The organism is Streptomyces sp. NPDC037083 (genome assembly GCF_055606485.1).
In genome coordinates this window covers 73,704-90,754 of record NZ_JBVJSQ010000009.1, presented here as the reverse complement: position 1 = coordinate 90,754, position 17,051 = coordinate 73,704, and the positions used below count along the sequence as shown (strand labels likewise).

General features: G+C 73.2%; 17 protein-coding genes. 8 read left to right on the top strand and 9 right to left on the bottom strand.

The annotated features are described in order from the left end of the window. The first annotated feature begins 41 nt into the window (after positions 1-41). The gene (locus ACZ7DE_RS23970; RefSeq protein ID WP_470764427.1) at positions 42-329 is read left to right on the top strand and encodes a DUF6332 family protein; all 288 of its coding nucleotides are present in this window, start codon (positions 42-44) and stop codon (positions 327-329) included. Here ACZ7DE_RS23970 and ACZ7DE_RS23965 read toward each other — a convergent pair. From ACZ7DE_RS23965 to ACZ7DE_RS23955, 3 genes are all read right to left on the bottom strand, one after another. Then, positions 290-955 (bottom strand): response regulator, encoded by a 666-nt coding sequence (locus ACZ7DE_RS23965; protein WP_470764425.1) that lies wholly within the window; start codon positions 953-955, stop codon positions 290-292. The genes ACZ7DE_RS23970 and ACZ7DE_RS23965 overlap by 40 nt on opposite strands. Next, a complete protein-coding gene (locus tag ACZ7DE_RS23960) occupies positions 952-2,211 on the bottom strand; it encodes a sensor histidine kinase (protein WP_470764424.1) in 1,260 nt (419 codons plus the stop codon). The genes ACZ7DE_RS23965 and ACZ7DE_RS23960 overlap by 4 nt, the downstream gene beginning before the upstream one ends. A gap of 305 nt (positions 2,212-2,516) precedes the next feature. Next, positions 2,517-3,218, bottom strand: coding sequence for a TetR/AcrR family transcriptional regulator (locus tag ACZ7DE_RS23955; RefSeq protein ID WP_470764422.1), 702 nt, complete (start codon positions 3,216-3,218; stop codon positions 2,517-2,519). A gap of 194 nt (positions 3,219-3,412) precedes the next feature. On the opposite strand from ACZ7DE_RS23955, the gene ACZ7DE_RS23950 reads away from it, so the two are divergent. After that, positions 3,413-3,868 carry a nitroreductase/quinone reductase family protein gene (locus tag ACZ7DE_RS23950; protein WP_470764420.1) on the top strand — a complete coding sequence of 152 codons (456 nt, stop codon included), beginning with the start codon at positions 3,413-3,415 and terminating at the stop codon, positions 3,866-3,868. Positions 3,869-3,878: 10 nt separating this feature from the next. Here the strand turns inward: ACZ7DE_RS23950 and ACZ7DE_RS23945 are convergent, their stop codons facing one another. Beyond that, a complete protein-coding gene (locus ACZ7DE_RS23945; protein WP_470764418.1) occupies positions 3,879-5,153 on the bottom strand; it encodes a geranylgeranyl reductase family protein in 1,275 nt (424 codons plus the stop codon). A 203-nt stretch (positions 5,154-5,356) separates the two neighbouring features. Here ACZ7DE_RS23945 and ACZ7DE_RS23940 point away from each other — a divergent pair, with 203 nt between their 5' ends. Then, positions 5,357-6,712: a M20/M25/M40 family metallo-hydrolase gene (locus ACZ7DE_RS23940; protein WP_470764416.1), complete on the top strand. Its 1,356-nt coding sequence runs from the start codon at positions 5,357-5,359 to the stop codon at positions 6,710-6,712. Positions 6,713-6,997: 285 nt separating this feature from the next. Here the strand turns inward: ACZ7DE_RS23940 and ACZ7DE_RS23935 are convergent, their stop codons facing one another. Both ACZ7DE_RS23935 and ACZ7DE_RS23930 read right to left on the bottom strand, forming a co-directional pair. Continuing rightward, positions 6,998-8,041 (bottom strand): NUDIX hydrolase, encoded by a 1,044-nt coding sequence (locus ACZ7DE_RS23935; RefSeq protein WP_470764414.1) that lies wholly within the window; start codon positions 8,039-8,041, stop codon positions 6,998-7,000. A 140-nt stretch (positions 8,042-8,181) separates the two neighbouring features. Then, entirely contained in the window at positions 8,182-8,376 is a 195-nt protein-coding gene (locus ACZ7DE_RS23930; RefSeq protein ID WP_470764412.1) for a hypothetical protein, read from the bottom strand. Positions 8,377-8,495: 119 nt separating this feature from the next. Between ACZ7DE_RS23930 and ACZ7DE_RS23925 the strand changes: the two genes are divergently transcribed. After that, positions 8,496-9,431: an ADP-ribosylglycohydrolase family protein gene (locus ACZ7DE_RS23925; protein ID WP_470764410.1), complete on the top strand. Its 936-nt coding sequence runs from the start codon at positions 8,496-8,498 to the stop codon at positions 9,429-9,431. Positions 9,432-9,982: 551 nt separating this feature from the next. Here ACZ7DE_RS23925 and ACZ7DE_RS23920 read toward each other — a convergent pair. Continuing rightward, the gene (locus ACZ7DE_RS23920; protein ID WP_470764408.1) at positions 9,983-10,927 is read right to left on the bottom strand and encodes an ROK family protein; all 945 of its coding nucleotides are present in this window, start codon (positions 10,925-10,927) and stop codon (positions 9,983-9,985) included. Positions 10,928-11,163: 236 nt separating this feature from the next. Between ACZ7DE_RS23920 and ACZ7DE_RS23915 the strand changes: the two genes are divergently transcribed. From ACZ7DE_RS23915 to ACZ7DE_RS23905, 3 genes are all read left to right on the top strand, one after another. Then, positions 11,164-12,201 (top strand): LacI family DNA-binding transcriptional regulator, encoded by a 1,038-nt coding sequence (locus ACZ7DE_RS23915; protein ID WP_470764406.1) that lies wholly within the window; start codon positions 11,164-11,166, stop codon positions 12,199-12,201. Positions 12,202-12,208: 7 nt separating this feature from the next. After that, entirely contained in the window at positions 12,209-12,946 is a 738-nt protein-coding gene (locus ACZ7DE_RS23910; protein ID WP_470764404.1) for a hypothetical protein, read from the top strand. Positions 12,947-13,032: 86 nt separating this feature from the next. Then, positions 13,033-13,422, top strand: a complete 390-nt coding sequence (locus ACZ7DE_RS23905; RefSeq protein ID WP_470764402.1) for a VOC family protein — start codon at positions 13,033-13,035, stop codon at positions 13,420-13,422. A gap of 130 nt (positions 13,423-13,552) precedes the next feature. Here the strand turns inward: ACZ7DE_RS23905 and ACZ7DE_RS23900 are convergent, their stop codons facing one another. Next, a complete protein-coding gene (locus ACZ7DE_RS23900; protein WP_470764400.1) occupies positions 13,553-14,857 on the bottom strand; it encodes a DUF6986 family protein in 1,305 nt (434 codons plus the stop codon). A 290-nt stretch (positions 14,858-15,147) separates the two neighbouring features. Here ACZ7DE_RS23900 and ACZ7DE_RS23895 point away from each other — a divergent pair, with 290 nt between their 5' ends. Then, complete coding sequence (locus ACZ7DE_RS23895) at positions 15,148-16,023, top strand: endonuclease/exonuclease/phosphatase family protein (RefSeq protein ID WP_470764399.1); 876 nt, start codon at positions 15,148-15,150, stop codon at positions 16,021-16,023. 61 nt (positions 16,024-16,084) lie between these two features. Here the strand turns inward: ACZ7DE_RS23895 and ACZ7DE_RS23890 are convergent, their stop codons facing one another. Further along, positions 16,085-17,047 carry an electron transfer flavoprotein subunit alpha/FixB family protein gene (locus ACZ7DE_RS23890; protein ID WP_470764397.1) on the bottom strand — a complete coding sequence of 321 codons (963 nt, stop codon included), beginning with the start codon at positions 17,045-17,047 and terminating at the stop codon, positions 16,085-16,087. Positions 17,048-17,051 lie beyond the last annotated feature (4 nt).

Sequence of the window (17,051 nt, the reverse complement as noted above, 5' to 3'; positions counted from 1 at the left end):
GCCGACTGGCTCGCCGGGCGCACACCTGTGAGACTCGACGTATGAACGGTCACGGGGGACGGCGGCGCACACAGGCCGAGCGGGACGCGATCACCGTCGAGATCGGATACGCGCTGTGCAGCGCGGCGTTCGCGGCGGCGGTGCTCTTCGGGGCGGCCGCCGGACCGGCGCTGCTGTTCGAACTGCCCGCCACGGCGGAGAAGTTGTCGGTCTACGCGGGCGTCACGCTCGCACTGCTGGTGTTCGTGGCCCGGGTGGTCTCCGTGCTGGTCCGCTTCCGTACCGGCGCTCAGCCCAGCCAGCCCGGCCGGACCAACCCAGACTCGTAGGCCAGGACGACCAGTTGGGCCCGGTCCCGCACGCCCAGCTTCACCATCGTCCGGCTGACATGGGTCTTGGCGGTGAGCGGGCTGACGACCAGACGGCGGGCGATCTCCTCGTTGGACAGGCCGATCCCGACCAGCGCCATCACCTCCCGCTCCCGTTCGGTGAGCCGGGCCAGCGCGTCGGCCGCGGCCGGCTCCTTGGAACGGGCGGCGAACTCGGCGATGAGCCGACGGGTCACTCCCGGCGAGAGCAGCGCGTCACCGGCGACCACCGCCCTTACCGCACGCAGGAGTTCGTCGGGTTCGGTGTCCTTGACCAGAAAGCCGGAAGCACCCGAGCGGATCGCCTCGAAAACGTACTCGTCCAGTTCGAAGGTGGTGAGCATGACCACCCTGACCTGGGCGAGCGTCTCGTCGTCGGTGATGCGGCGGGTGGCGGCGAGGCCGTCGAGCCGGGGCATCCGGATGTCCATCAGGACCACGTCCGGCCGCAGTTCGCGCACCGCGCGCACCGCTTCCTCACCGTCGGCGGCCTCCCCGGCCACCTCGATGTCCGGCTGCGCGTCGAGCAGCGCACGGAACCCCGCCCGGACCAACGACTGGTCGTCGGCGAGCAGTACGCGGATCACCGGTCCTCCCCCGCTTCCTGGTTCCCTGCGGCCCTCGTCGGCAGGACGGCGAGCACCCGGAAGCCGCCGTCGGGCCGCGGTCCCGCCTCGATCGTGCCACCCAGCGCCGCGGCCCGCTCCCGCATTCCGGCGAGACCGTTGCCGCTGCCTCCGGCGTCCGTGCCGTTCGCCGGGCCGTCGTCGTCGATACGGAGCCGCAGCGTCGCCCCGCCGTCGTCGAGCCGCACCCGCGCGTGACGCGAGCCCGAGTGGCGGACGACGTTGGTGAGGGCCTCCTGGACGATGCGGAACGCGGCGAGGTCGGCATGGGGCGACAACCGGGGCGCCCGGCCGGACACGTCGACCGTGAGACCCGCGCGCGCCGCCTGCTCCACCAGCTCGGGCAGCCGGTCCAGGCCGGGCGCCGGAGCCCGCGGCGCGTCTCCGGGCGCGCGCAGTGTGTCCAGCACCTGACGCACCTCGCCCAGCGCCTCCTTGCTGGCTGACTTGATGGTGGTGAGCGCGGAGCGCGCCTGCTCCGGGTCGGCGTCCAGGAGCGCGAGGCCCACGCCCGCCTGCACATTGATGACCGACAGACTGTGGGCGAGGACGTCGTGCAGTTCCCGGGCGATACGCAGCCGTTCCTCATCGGCACGCCGCCGGGCCGCCTGGGCGCGTTCGGCCCGCTCGCGGGCCCACTGCTCGCGCCGGATCCGCGCCAGCTCCGCGATCGCCACGATCGCCACGACCCACCCGGCGACGACGATCTCCTGCCCGAAGGGGGCCGGGTCGTCCCCGGCGGGCGGCAGCCACCGGTACAGCCAGTGCGCCACCAGCAGATGGACGGCCCACAGCACGCCCAGCGCCGACCAGGCCGCCCTGCGGTGCCCCGCGACGACCGCGGCGAAGCAGGCCACCGCCACGGTCAGGAAGACGGGCCCGTACGGGTAGCCGGCGCCGAGGTAGACCGCCGCGACGGCCGCCGTGCCGAACACCACGGCCACCGGCTGCCGCCGCCGCCAGAGCAGCAGCCCGGAGGCGACGACCAGCAGGACCCGCGCGAAGGCGTCGAGCGAGGCCCGCTGCCCCTCCTGGGCGTGGGCCGCGAAGGTCGAGCCGGCGAGCACGAACGCGGTGAGCAGCAGGGTGGAGGGCCAGGGCCATCGCCCCGGGTCGGGCTCCACGCCCTCTCGGCCCTCCCGGCGGCGCAGCCACGGCGGCGGGCCGTGCCGCCACCGCGCCGGGCCGCCGCGCCCACGCACCCGCTCTTCGTCCATGTCCGTCACGCTAGACGCCGCCGGCCGCGCCGGACGTCCGCCGGGCGAGGTGATCGGCCGTACTCCCCTGGACGTACGCCTCGGCCGGAGGAGGGCGCGTGGCGGGTCCGTGAGTCCCGTGAGTCCCGTGAGTCCCGTGAGCCCACGATGTCCGGTCGGAGGACCTCGGTGGATCCGCCTGGCCGGGGCCGGCGCCCTCGGCCGCAGGCCGTCGGTGAGGACGTCGCGGGGTTGGTCGTCACCAGGGGCAGCGGCGGGCTCGGCGGCCTGGCGACTCCGGCGGCTCCCTCAGGGGCTGTCGCCGGTCAGGGCGCCTCGCGCAGACCGACCTCGCGGGCGAGGCGCGCGACCGCGTACCGGAAGAACGGCTCGCGGTCCTCCACGACCCGGTGGAACTGGCCGAACAACTCGAACCCGACCAGCCCGTACAGCTGCGCCCAGGCGGCGACGAGCGCGGCGACCGCCCCCGGCGGGAGGTCGGGCGCGAGATCCGCCGCCATCCGGACCGCCTCCGGGACCAGTTCGTCCGACAGAAGCGGCGTGGCCAGCCCCTGGTGCCGGTGCGCGTCGCGGACGATGCCGACGAGGAGGAGGCCGACGCGGGCAGCGGCCGGCACGGTCGTGTCCGGCGCGCTGTACCCGGGCACCGGCGAGCCGTAGATCAGGGCGTACTCGTGCGGATGGGCCAGCGCCCAGCCGCGCACCGCCTCACCGACCGCGACCCAGCGTTCGACGGGCGGGGCGTCGGCGACGGCCTCGTGCGCCGCCTCCGCGCTCGCGCCGAGCGAGTCGTAGGCGTCGATGATGAGCGCGGTGAGCAGGTCGTCGCGGCTCGGGAAGTAGCGGTACAGGGCGGAGGAGACCATGCCGAGCTCGCGGGCCACGGCGCGCAGCGAGAGTTTGGCCGCGCCCTCGGAGGCGAGTTGCCTGCGGGCCTCTTCCTTGATCGCGGCGGTGACTTCGATCCTGGCGCGGGCCCGGGCTCCACGGACGGTGTTGCTGCTCATGGGATGAGTGTTCCACGGATCGGATCGGTGCACACGGTTCGGAGCGGTGTACGTGATTCGTACTGGCGCACATGATTCGGAGCGGCGCACAAAAAAGAGAGCACCGCTCTTGCTTTGGATCGTCCCTCTCGGGCAGACTCCTCACAAGGGAAACGAGAGCACCGCTCTCGCCCACTCACCGACCGGGGGTCACCATGTCGTCGTCATCGCCGTACTACCTCAAGGGCAGCCCGCTCGCCGTACGCCTCAACAGCGTCATCGGCTGGCTGGCGCGGCACGGCATCAGTCTGATGGGCTCGGCGGAGATGTCGGTCCGCGGACGCAAGAGCGGCCAGATGCAGCGCATCCCGGTGAACCCGCACTCGTACGACGGGGCGCAGTACCTGGTCTCGGCGCGCGGCCACTCGCAGTGGGTCCGCAACATGCGGGTGGCGGGCGGCGGCGAGCTGCGGGTCGGACGCAAGGTGCGCGCGTTCTCCGCCGTGGAGCTCCCCGACGAGGAGAAGCTCCCGATCCTGCGGACCTACCTGGAGAAGTGGGGCTGGGAGGTCAACCAGTACTTCAAGGGCGTCACGGCGACGTCCACGGACGAGGAGATCGTCGCCGCGGCCGGCGACCACCCGGTCTTCCGGATCACGGTCGCCGGCTGAGCGGCCCCTCTCAGGACTCGCTCTCCTCCGCGACCGAAGCCGACGCGGGCGCCGGCGCCGATGCCGGCGCGGCGGTCTGCCGCCGGTCCATCGCGGTCAGCGCACGCTGGGCCATCGGATGCGAGCGGACGAGCTCGCCCAGAGTCGTCCGGCCGCGCGTGATGTCGGTGAACGCCCGCCATGCCGGACGGAACCCGGTGAGGGCCGCGTGGAACAGCCCGGGACGGCGTTCGAAGGCCGCGAGCATCCGCTTGCCGACGCTCATCTCCACGCCGAGACCCGCCTTGACCGCGAAGGCGAAGTTCAGTGCCTGACGCCGGGTGTCCACCGCGTCGTGCGCTTCGGCGATGCGGACCGCCCACTCGCCGGCGAGGCGGCCCGAGCGCAGGGCGAAGGAGATGCCCTCGCGGGTCCACGGCTCCAGCAGGCCCGCCGCGTCCCCGCAGACCAGCACCCGCCCGCGTGAGAGCGGCGAGTCGTCGGCCCGGCACCGCGTGAGGTGGCCGGAGGAGATGCTCGGCTCGAACCCGGCGAGGCCGAGCCGTCCGATGAAGTCCTCCAAGTAGCGCTTGGTGGCCGCGCCTTCGCCACGCGCCGAGATCACGCCCACGGTCAGTGTGTCGCCCTTGGGGAAGACCCAGCCGTAACTGCCGGGCATCGGCCCCCAGTCGATGAGGACCCGTCCCTTCCAGTCCTCGGCGACCGTCTCCGGCACCGGGATCTCCGCCTCCAGGCCGAGATCCACCTGGTCGAGCTTCACGCCGACGTGCGCCCCTATGCGGCTCGCACTGCCGTCGGCGCCGACCACCGCGCGGGCCAGCAGCGTCTCGCCGCCCTGCAGGACCACCGCGACCGAGCGCCGGTCCGGCACCGCCGAGCCGTGCTGCTCGACCCGCTGCACGGTGACGCCCGTGCGCAGCTCCGCGCCCGCCTTCTGCGCGTGCTCGACGAGCTGCTGGTCGAACTCGGGCCGGTTGATCAGCCCGAACAGCATCTGCCGGGAGCGACGGGTCCGGGTGAAGCGCCCGTTGTTCGAGAAGGTCACCGCGTGCACCCGGTCGCGGAAGGGCAGCTCGAAGCCCGGGGGCAGGGCCTCCCGCGAGGGGCCGATGATGCCGCCGCCGCACGTCTTGTAGCGGGGCAGCTCCGCCTTCTCCAGCAACAGCACGCGCCGCCCAGTGACCGCCGCCGCATAGGCGGCCGAAGCCCCCGCGGGTCCCGCGCCCACCACGACGACGTCCCACACCTGCCGCACGTCGTCCGCCGAAGAGTTCTCGCTGCTCACGATGGTCTACTGCTCCCGATCAAGCCGCTTGCCGCACCTGTCCCCCGCATCCTACGGCGGAGATCGTCACGGTCCGATGACGGTCCGCTGTGGCAGGATCGGCGGCGTGCGCGCCCCTCACCCGGCAGACGCGTACGCTCGCACGGTCCCTCGAACGGACCAGTGCCACCCTGTACAACGTCGCACCCACAAGGAGCGTGCCCATGTCGTCGAATCCGATCGCCGAGACCGTCGCCTCGCTGATGCCCAGGGCGCGGGCGGAGCTCACCGAACTGGTGGCCTTCAAGTCGGTGGCGGACTTCGACCAGTTCCCCAGGAGCGAGAGCGAGGCCGCCGCCGCCTGGATCACGGCCGCCCTGCGTGCCGAGGGCTTCCAGGACGTGGCCGTCCTCGACACCCCTGACGGCACGCAGTCGGTCTACGGCTGTCTGCCCGGCCCCGCCGGCGCGAAGACCGTCCTGCTCTACGCCCACTACGACGTGCAGCCCCCGCTGGACGAGTCCGCCTGGACCACCCCGCCCTTCGAGCTCACCGAGCGGGACGGCCGCTGGTACGGGCGTGGGAGCGCCGACTGCAAGGGCGGCGTGATCATGCACCTGCTCGCGCTGCGCGCCCTGAAGGCCGACGGCGGTGTCCCGGTCACCGTCAAGGTGATCGTCGAGGGCTCCGAGGAGCAGGGCACCGGCGGTCTGGAGCGGTACGCCGAGGAACACCCGGACCTGCTGACGGCCGACGCCATCGTCATCGGCGACGCGGGCAACTTCCGCGTGGGCCTGCCGACGGTCACCTCCACACTGCGCGGCATGACGATGATGCGGGTGCGGGTCGACACCCTCGAGGGCAACCTGCACTCCGGTCAGTTCGGCGGGGCCGCGCCCGACGCGCTGGGCGCGCTGATCCGCGTCCTGGACTCGCTGCGCGCCGAGGACGGCTCGACGACCGTCGACGGCCTCACCGACGACGCGCGCTGGGAGGGTCTGCAGTACGACGAGACGCAGTTCCGTCAGGACGCCAAGGTGCTGGACGGCGTCGGCCTGATCGGCTCCGGCACCGTCGCCGACCGGATCTGGGCCCGCCCGGCCGTCACCGTCCTCGGCATCGACTGCCCGCCGGTCGTCGGGGCCACCCCGTCCGTGCAGGCGAGCGCCCGCGCGCTGATCAGCCTGCGGGTGCCGCCGGGTGTGGACGCGGCCGAGGCCACGAAGCTGCTGCAGGCACACGTGGAGGCGCACATCCCGTGGGGCGCGCGGGTGAGCACCGAGCAGATCGGCCAGGGCCAGGCGTTCAGCGCCGAGACGACCAGCCCGGCGTACGCGGCGATGGCCGAGGCGATGGCCGTGGCCTACCCCGGGCAGCAGATGCAGTACGCGGGCCAGGGCGGATCCATCCCGCTCTGCAACACCCTCGCCGGGCTCTACCCGCAGGCCGAGATCCTCCTCATCGGCCTGAGCGAGCCCGAGGCGCAGATCCACGCGGTCGACGAGAGCGTGTCCCCGCAGGAGCTGGAGCGGCTGTCGGTGGCGGAGGCCCTGTTCCTCCGCAAGTACGCGGCGAGCTGATCCACGCAACGGTCGGCGCAGGGGCCGCAGGCTGGTTCGGCACAGGGGCCCCCGCCCGGCGGGTTCGGCACAGGGCCCCGCCCGATGGGCGGGGTGCGTGGGAGGGAGCCCGCCGCGCTCACGACGACCGCCGACGGCCACGGAGCGGGGGCGAGTTGACCTGTCCGCGGGTCGCCTTGAGGGCGGCGGCCGTGCGACCGCGTCATGTGGCAGTGGTGGCGCGGATGGCACTGGTGGCGCTGATGGCGTGGATGGCACCGATGGCACCGATGGCGCCGGTGCCGCTCACCCTCGCGGAACGCCGGCCTCCAGGTAGAGGGCGGCGTTGCGCTCACGGGCCCGCAGCGCCCAGCGCAGTCGCTCGTGGCGGACCGGCGGGAGGAGACCGGCCGCCTCCTCCTCCGTGACGAAGCGCCAGGCCCGCAGCTCGGGTCCGGGCAGCAGCAGCCCCGCGACGGACGCGGAGTCGAGCCTTCCGCCGTCGAAGAGGAGGCGCAGTCCGCCGTAGGCGGGCGGCACCGGTCGCTCCCAGTCGACGACCAGCAGCCGCGGGACCTCCGCGAGCCGGATCCCGGTCTCCTCCTCCACCTCGCGCATCCCCGCGCGCGCGGGCGCCTCGCCGGGCTCCACCACTCCGCCCGGGAACTCCCAGCCCGGCTTGTACGTGGGATCGACGAGCAGGACGCGGTCCAGTTCGTCGAAGAGGAGGACGCCCGCGGCGACCGTCTCGGCGGTGGGTTCGGGGGTCTGCACGATGTCGCACGAGGCCACGGCGCCGCTGCCGACGGCCTCGGCGATCCGGACGGCCGTCTCCCGCGGGGTGAGGGCCCCGTTGTCGACCGGGTGGGCGTCGGCGGTGAGCCAGGAGGCGAGCGCGGCCTGGTAGGGCTCGATGTGGTCGTAGGACCACTGACGGATCCTCATCTCGCCGTCGGGAAGGTCCGCGGGGACCTCCCGGTTGGCTATTCGCTCGCGCAGGATCGTTTCCGCCGGGGCGAGCAGGACGTGCCGGACGGCGATCCGGCGGGCGGCGAGCCCTCCGAAGATCTCGTCGCGGTACTCCTGGCGCAGCAGGGTCATGGGGACGACGAGAGTGCCGCCCAGCTCGGCGAGCAGCCCGGCCGCCGTGTCGATCACCAGCCGCCGCCAGATCGGCAGGTCCTGGAAGTCGCCGACCTCGGCCAGGCGTTTGGGCGGCAGCAGGTGCGGGAGCGCTGCGCCGATGACCTCGGGGTCGAAGAGCGTGCTGTTCGGGATCAGGTCGATCAATTCCCGTGCGGTGGTGGTCTTCCCCGCACCGAACGCGCCGTTGATCCAGACGACGGTCACAGTTCCCCCTCTTCTGTTGGCCCCCTGTGGCTTGCCCGCTCCACCCTGCCACGGAAACCAGTTCCCGTTGAGGGCGCACGAACGCCGTGGCGCCGGCCCCCTCGCGGTGGGGTGCCGGCGCCACGGTCGGGATGCGTCCGTCAGTCGTTCTGCCCCAGGGCGTTGTCGTCGACGGCCAGGCTGTCGCTGGCGATGGTGTGATCGAGCGTGCTGAGGGTGTCGCCGACGTTCAGTCCGTCGAGGTGCTCGGCCCCCAGGCCGTGCGAGGGGGTGATCGCCGCGACGACGAAGCCGGTGGCGAGGGAGGCGATGGCGAGCATGCTGCGCTTCTTCATGTGCGGATCAACTGTGCGCGGGGGCGCGGAGTCACGCCCGACCCGGCAATCCGTTCGCGCGGCGCATCCGCACACGGCCAGAATGCCGAGGTCGCCGAACGTCTTCGAGGAGCCTTGCCATGAGCGGTCCGCACCACGCCCACGCCAGTCTGGACGGGCTCGTCACGGGCGACGCCTTCGGCGACAGCTGGTTCACCCGTTCCGACGAGCCCGCCGAAGCACTGTGGGCAGCCCGGCAGCCCCGTCCGGCGCCCTGGCCCTGGACGGACGACTCCGCCATGGCGTTCGTCCTGTTCGCCCACCTGACGGCGCACGGGGAGGTCCGTCCGGACGACCTGGCGCGGGAGTTCGCCGCCGAGTACGGCCGCGACCCGGAGCGCAAGTACGGGCCGTCCATGCACGGCGTGCTGCGGCGCATCGCCGGGGGCGAGGACTGGCGGGCGGTGACCACGGAGCAGTTCGGCGGACAGGGTTCCTACGGCAACGGCGCGGCGATGCGGGTCGCCCCGCTGGGCGCCTGGTTCCGGGACGATCCCGTCGCGGCCCGTGAGCAGGCCCGGCTGTCGGCGCTGGCCACCCACGCCCATCCGGAAGCGGTCGCGGGCGCGGTGGCGGTGGCCGTCGCCGCGGCGCTGGCGGCCGCCGGCGAGGGCGTGGGCGCAGCCCCGCGCGCGGTCTTCCTGCGGGAGGTCGCCGGGCAGGTGCCGCAGAGCGACGTGCGCTCCGGGCTGCTGGTGGCGGCGAACCTGCCCGAGCGCACCTCGGTGCGCCACGCGGCGTCCGTGCTGGGCGCGGGGACGCTGATCTCTGCTCCGGACACGGTTCCGTTCGCCCTCTGGTCCGCCGCGGGGCACCTGGACGATCTGCCCGAGGCGCTGTGGCAGACCGTGGGCGGGTGGGGCGACCGCGACACGACCTGCGCCATCGCGGGCGGCGTGGTCGCGGCCCGCACCGGCTCGGCTGCCGTCCCCGCCGCCTGGCGCCAGGCCCGCGAGGCGATCCCGGACTGGAGCGGCTGGGACGCCCGCGCCGCAACACGGCCGGGCGTCGCCTGAGACCAGCGGCGAGTGTCGGGCCAGGCCAGCCGAACGACGGCCACCGCCTGCCACTTCCCGCCTGCCGCCTGCCGCCTGCCGCCTGCCGCCTGCGGAAACGCTCGCCGGCCGGGTGAACCCGTGCACTCGCGCCGACACCCGTGAGGCGCGAGTCGAGACGGCACCCGTGAGACGGGAGTCGAAGCGGCACCCGTGAGGCGCGAGCTTCGCCGACACCAATTGGCAGTACGCGCGCCGGGCTGCGCCCCCCCCCCCCCCCCCCGCGAGGAGTCGGCCCACCCGCACCGACCCCTATGCAGCCCGCCGCCGGCACCCGTCCCAAGCCGACACGGCGAGCTGCGTCCGCCCCCGGTGACGCGGCGGCCCATCCGCACCGCCCCGCCAGCACCCTCACCGGCAGCCCACAGCCCGCCTCCGCACCGGCACCGGCAGCTCGCAGCCCGAGCCCGAGCCCGCACCCGCACCCGCACCCGCACCCGCACGAGATCGGCCGACCGCACCCCGGAGAATCCCCGCAGGGCGGAACGTTCCTTCCGGGCTGGGTCATTGCGTCAGACCCCTGCCGCCGCTCTCCTCGCCAGGGCGGCCGCCGCCGCTCCCACGAGGCCCGCGTCGGTGCCCATCTGTGCGGGCGTCACCGTCAGGCGCTGGACGAAGGAGAGCGTCGCGTAGTCGCGGAGGGCTCGGCGCAGGGGGGTGAAGAGCACGTCGCCCGCCTTGCCCACGCCCCCGCCGATCACCGCGATGTCGATCTCGACCAGGGTCGCGGTCGCCGCGATGCCGGCGGCCAGGGCCTGGGCGGCTCGTTCGAAGGAGGCCAGGGCGACCGGGTCGCCCGCGCGGGCGGCGGCGGCCACCGCAGCCGCGGAGGTGTCGCCGTCGGGGCCGGGCAGCCAGCCGTTCTCCAGCGCCCGCCGGGCGATGTGGGGACCGCTGGCGATGCGTTCCACGCAACCGCGGGCGCCGCAGGGGCACGGATCGCCGTCGAGGTCGACGCTGATGTGGCCGATGTGACCCGCGTTGCCCGTGGGACCCGGGTGGAGCCGTCCGCCCAGGACCAGGCCGCCGCCGACGCCGGTGGAGACGACCATGCACAGCGCGTTGTCGTGGCCCCGGGCCGCGCCCTGCCAGTGTTCGGCCGCCGTGATCGCCACGCCGTCGCCGATCAGCTCGACCGGGAGGTTCCCGGTCGCGGCCCGGACCCGGTCGACCAGCGGGTAGCCCCGCCAGCCGGGCACGTTCACCGGGCTGACGGTGCCGGCCGAGGCGTCCACCGGCCCGGCGCTGCCGATGCCGACGGCACGGACCCGCTCCCACAGCGGCGACACGGTCAGCTCCCCCAGCACCTCCTCGACGGCCCGCATGACGGTGTCACCGTCCTCCTGTGCGGGCGTGGGGCGCTGCGCGCGGGCCAGGATCGTGCCGTCGCCGTTCACCAGCGCTCCGGCGATCTTGGTGCCGCCGATGTCGAGCGCGGCCACGAGGTCGGTGTGCATCAGTCTGGTCTCTCCCGGTCCACCATGGAAAAGGGCTGGCCGGTCCAGCGGTTGGGGGACGCGGGCCGGAGATTGCGGTGGACAGTGTCCCCCGCATCTGACAACGTTGTCCAGGCTCTATGCTCGACGCCACATCCTCATACAAACCCCGGGGCCCCGCATCCCCGTCCGTGACATTGCGCGGGCGGTGCGCATGCCGACGACCTCACGTGGACGACAGGACAGGACACAGCATCGTGGCCGAGACGCAGCGCCGCCCCGAGAGCCGTTACGGCAACCGTCCCACGATGAAGGACGTCGCCGCTCGGGCGGGAGTCGGCCTCAAGACGGTGTCGCGCGTGGTCAACGGCGAGTCGGGGGTCACCCCGGACACCGAACGCCGCGTCCAGGAGGCCATCGACGCGCTCGGCTTCCGCCGCAACGACAGCGCGCGGGTGTTGCGCAAGGGCCGCACCGCCAGCATCGGCCTGGTTCTGGAGGACCTCGCCGACCCGTTCTACGGGCCGCTGAGCCGGGCGGTGGAGGAGGTCGCCCGGGCGCACGGGGCGCTGCTCATCAACGGCTCCAGCGCCGAGGACCCCGACCGCGAGCAGGAGCTGGCGCTGGCGTTGTGCGCGCGTCGGGTGGACGGTCTGGTGGTGATCCCGGCCGGGGACGACCACCGCTATCTGGAGCCGGAGATCAAGGCGGGGGTCGCCACGGTCTTCGTCGACCGGCCCGCAGGCGGGATCGACGCCGACTGCGTGCTGTCGGACAACTTCGGCGGCGCCCGCGCGGGCGTGGCCCACCTCGTCGCGCACGGGCACCGCCGGATCGGCTTCATCGGCGACATGCCCCGCATCCACACCGCCGCGGAGCGTCTGCGCGGCTACCGCACGGCGATGGAGGACGCCGGGATACCGGTCGAGGACGCCTGGATGTCCCTGGGCGCCACGGATCCGGTGCGGGTGCGCCGGGCGGCCGAGGACATGCTGTCGGGGCCCTCGCCGGTGACGGCGGTCTTCTCGGGGAACAACCGGGTGACGGTCACCGTGATCCGGGTCCTCGCCGAGCAGGCCCGTCGCGTCGCCCTGGTGGCCTTCGACGACCTGGAGCTCGCCGACCTGCTCCAGCCGGGGGTGACCGTGGTCGCCCAGGACGCGGCCACGCTCGGCCGGACCGCCGCCGAGCGTCTGTTCCGGCAGCTGGACGGCACCCTGATCGTTCCCGAACGCATCGAACTGCCGACCCGGCTCATCGCCCGCGGCTCGGGCGAGCTGCCGCCGGCGGACTGAGGCGCCCGTGGACGCCCGCGACGAGCACCGGACGCTGGAGGCGCTGGGCCTGGCCGACGCGCCCCGCGACCACCCGCTGGCCTATCCCGGGGCCTGGCCGACCGCGTCCGGGCTGCTCGACGGCGACGAACTGCTGCCGCTGGACCGTCTGACCCACCCGGACCGGACCCCGGTGGTGGCCGTGGGCTCCAACGCGAGCCCCGCCCAACTGCGGCACAAGATGGCCGAGTTGGATATCACCTCGCCCATCCCGATGGTCAGGGCGCGTGTGACGGGCATCGACGTGGGCGTCTCGGCGCACATCAGCCGTCTCGGCTACGTCTCCGCCTCGCCCGTCAACGCCCCCGGTGTGACGAGGGAGTTGTTCGTCATCTGGCTGGACGCGGAACAACTCGCCACGGTCGACGCGACGGAGCCGAACTACGACCGGGTCCTGTTGCCCGCGCCGCATTTCCGCGTCGAGCTGGAGAACGGCGAGACGCTCCTCAATGCCTTCGCGTACGTGAATCACCATGGCGTTCTGCACGACGGTTCCGGCAGTCCGCGCGGCCATCCCGGCCAGCGGACGCTGATCACCGAACTCCTTTCAGGATCAGCGGCGTTGAGGGAGCTGTTCGGTGAGACCCCGGAGGAGTTCTGCCGCCGGGCCCGGGCCGACGCGCGGCGGTGTGAGCGGGGTACCCGGTTGTTCGCGGAGGAGAATCTGGTGACCGTCTCCGGTCTGGAACACCTGCGCGTCCGTTAATGTGATCGCACGGCATCGCGTGTCGGTCACCGACCGGGTGAGGCATGGAGGTGCCCGTGAGTTTGCCTTACGGAGGCATTCCACACATGTCAGTCGAGCTGAATCACACGATCGTGCACTCCCGTGACAACCGGGAGTCGGCCGAGTTCCTCGCCCACATCCTGGGTCTCGAAGTCGGCGCCGAGTGGGGGCCGTTCGTCCCCGTCGGCACGAGCAACAAGGTCACCCTGGACTTCGCCACGATCCCGGCGGAGTCCATCGTCATGCAGCACTACGCCTTCCTCGTCTCCGACGAGGAGTTCGACGCCGCCCTCGGCCGGATCAGGCGGGCGGGGATCACGTACTTCGCGGATCCGCACGGCCGGCAGCCGGGTGAGATCAATCATCACCACGGCGGCCGGGGCGTGTACTTCCTGGACCCCTCGGGGCACGGCATGGAGATCATCACCACCCCGTACACCTTTCCCGAGCGGTAGTCGGCGCTGACGGCCGCAGGCCGGCCGGGGTCTCCTGGCCCCGGCCGGCCGCAGGCCTCCGGCCCGCCGGGCCTTCACGCTCCTCCCCTCGGGTCCTTGACCCCCTCCGCGCCCTGCGCCCCCTCGTGCCCTACGTCGCGGAGGCCGTCAGATCGCCCCGGCGCGGTGCCGCGAAGCCCTCCAGGGCGGCCCGGGACAGCCCCGTCGCCTCGGTCACCTCGGCGAGGTCGAGGGCGCCGCAGTCCAGGCCGCGCAGCAGGTAGCCGCCGAGGGCCTTGGCGGTGGCGGGTTCGTCCATCACGTCGCCGGCGGCCCGGTTGGCGTACCGGGACAGGCGCTCGGCGGCCTGGGCGAAACCCTCGCGGTAGAAGGCGAAGACGGCCGCGTACCGGGTGGGGAGGTGGCCGGGATGCATGTCCCAGCCCTGGTAGAAGGCGCGGGCGAGGGCGCGGCGGGTGAGGCCGTAGTGCAGTCGCCAGGCGTCGTGGACCTTCTCGGTGGGGCCGACCGGCAGCACGTTCGTGGAACCGTCGGAGAGCCGCACGCCGGTGCCGGCCGCGGCGACCTGCATGACCGCCTTGGCATGGTCGGCGGCGGGGTGGTCGGGGGCCTGGTGGGCGGCGGACACGCCGAGGCAGGCGCTGTAATCGAAGGTGCCGTAGTGCAGGCCGGTGGCCCGGCCCTCGGCCGCCTGGATCATGCGGGCGACCGTCGCGGTGCCGTCGGTGGCGAGGATGGCCTGGCTGGTCTCGATCTGGATCTCGAAGCCGAGGCGTCCGGCGTCCAGTCCGCGCGCCTTCTCGAAGGCGTCCAGGAGCCGGACCATGGCGGTGACCTGCTCGGGGTACGTCACCTTCGGCAGGGTGAGGACCAGACCGTCGGGCAGGCCGCCGGCCTCCGCCAGGCCGGTGAGGAAGACGTCGAGCGTGCGGATGCCCCGGTCTCGCACCGCGGCCTCCATGCACTTCATGCGGATGCCCATGTAGGGGGCCGCCGTGCCCTTGTCGTAGGCCTCGGCGATCAGCCGGGCCGACCGGGCGGCCGTCTCGTCCTCCTCCGCGTCCGGGCGGGGGCCGTAGCCGTCCTCGAAGTCGACGCGGAGGTCTTCGATCGGCTCGCGTTCCAGTTTGGCCCGCACGCGCGCGTACACGGGCTCGGCGAGCGCGTCGGACAGGCCGAGGCAGGCGGCGAAGGAGGCCGCGTCGGGGGCGTGCTCGTCGAGGGCGGCGAGGGCCCGGTCGCCCCAGGAGCGGATCGTGTCGGCGTCGAAGACGTCGCCGGGCACGTAGACGGTGTGGACGGGCTGGCGGGTGCCGGGGTCTCCGGGGTAGCGGCGGTCGAGTTCGGCGTCGACCGCGGCGAGGGAGGCGCTGATCTCCTCGCTGACGGCGCCCGCGAGGCTGGTCGTCACCGTCTCCTGCTGGCCCTGACCCATTCCACACCCTCCAGTTTTCCGCTCTACGGAATCAACAATCCGTAGAATGAAGTTATCCGTGGGACTTCCGACGGGTCAACACCCTGTCCGGCGCGTGGTCCCCTCCTGTGGTGCGTGGTCCGCCTTCCTGTGTCGAGTGGTCCCCCACTCGTGCGGCGTGGTCCCCGTCGTCGCCGGAGCATCTACGCCCTCTTCCGCACGACCGGTCACACCTTCATCCTGTCTCACAAGGCAAGGGAGGACACATGACGGGCGCGGGCGGGCCGACACGGCGGGCAGGACTGCGAACCATGGCGGCCGCCGTGGTCGTCGTGCCGCTGCTCGGCACGGCGGGGTCCGCCGCGGCCCGGCGCGAGAGCCCGTCGCGCGAAGCGCCGGCGCCCGCGGCCGTCCCGCCGCTGGAGATCATGACGTTCAACCTCCGTTTCGCGTCCGCCGCGCAGCCCAACAGCTGGGCGGACCGCCGGCCGGTGACGCGCGCGCTCGTGCGCCGGGCCGCCCCGCACGTCATCGGCACCCAGGAGGGCCGGCCTCAGCAGTTACGGGACATCGCGGCCGATCTCGGGTCGCGCTACGCCTGGATCGGCACCGGCCGCGGAGGCGGCGACGACGAGGCGATGGCCGTCTTCTACGACACCCGCCGGCTCGCTCCGACCAAATACGCGCACTTCTGGCTCTCCGACACGCCCGAGGTGCGCGGCTCCAACACCTGGGGCGCGGCCCACCCCCGCATGGTCACCTGGGTCCGCTTCCGCGACCTGCTCGCCGGGCGGGAGTTCTACGTCCTCAACACGCATCTCGACAACCACGGCCGGTACGCGCGCGTGCGCTCCGCCGCCATGATCGCCGAGCGGATCGCCCGGTTCGACCCGTCCCTGCCGCTGTTCCTGACCGGCGACTTCAACGCCGTCGCCCACAGGGATCCGATCTACGACACCCTGCTGGGCGCCGGTCTGGTCGACACCTGGGACGCGGCACACGCGCGTGGCGGGGTGTACGGGACGTATCACGGGTACCGCGCGCTCGTTGCGGGCGGGGACCGGATCGACTGGATCCTGGCGACGCCGGGCGTCACCGTCCACCGGGTGCGGACCGATCCCTTCACCCTGCACGGGCAGTACCCGAGCGACCATCTGCCGGTGCAGGCCACCGTGACCCTGGGATGAAGGCCGAGGCCCCCGTGACACGCGGTCACGGGGGCCTCGTTCGTCGTGCGACGGTCGGTGATCAGCCCTTGCGGGTCTTGATCTCCTCGGTGAGCTGCGGGACGACGTCGAACAGGTCGCCGACGACGCCGTAGTCCACGAGGTCGAAGATCGGGGCCTCGGCGTCCTTGTTGACGGCGACGATCGTCTTCGAGGTCTGCATGCCGGCCCGGTGCTGGATGGCGCCGGAGATGCCGTTGGCGATGTAGAGCTGCGGCGAGACGGACTTGCCGGTCTGGCCGACCTGGTTGGTGTGCGGGTACCAGCCGGCGTCGACGGCGGCGCGGGAGGCGCCGACGGCCGCGCCGAGGGAGTCGGCGAGGGCCTCGATGATCGCGAAGTTCTCGGCGCCGTTGACGCCACGGCCGCCGGAGACCACGATCGCGGCCTCGGTCAGCTCCGGACGCCCGGTCGACTCACGCGGGGTGCGGCCGGTGACCTTGGTGCCGGTGGCCTGGGCGGAGAAGGAGACGCTCAGGGCCTCGACGGCGCCGGCGGCCGGAGCGGCCTCGACCGCGGCCGAGTTCGGCTTGACCGTGATGACCGGGGTGCCCTTGGAGACGCGGGACTTGGTGGTGAAGGACGCGGCGAACACCGACTGGGTGGCCACCGGACCCTCGTCGCCGGCCTCCAGGTCGACGGCGTCGGTGATGATGCCGGAACCGATGCGCAGCGCCAGACGCGCGGCGATCTCCTTGCCCTCCGCGGAGGACGGCACCAGCACGGCGGCCGGGGACACGGCCTCGACGGCGGCCTGCAGCGCGTCGACCTTCGGCACGACCAGGTAGTCGGCGTACTCGGAGGCGTCGTGCGTGAGGACCTTGACGGCGCCGTGCTCGGCCAGCGCGGCGGCGGTGTTCTCGGCGCCCGAGCCGAGGGCGACGGCGACGGGCTCGCCGATGCGGCGGGCGAGCGTCAGCAGCTCGAGGGTGGGCTTGCGGACGGCGCCGTCCACGTGGTCGACGTAGACGAGGACTTCAGCCATGGGA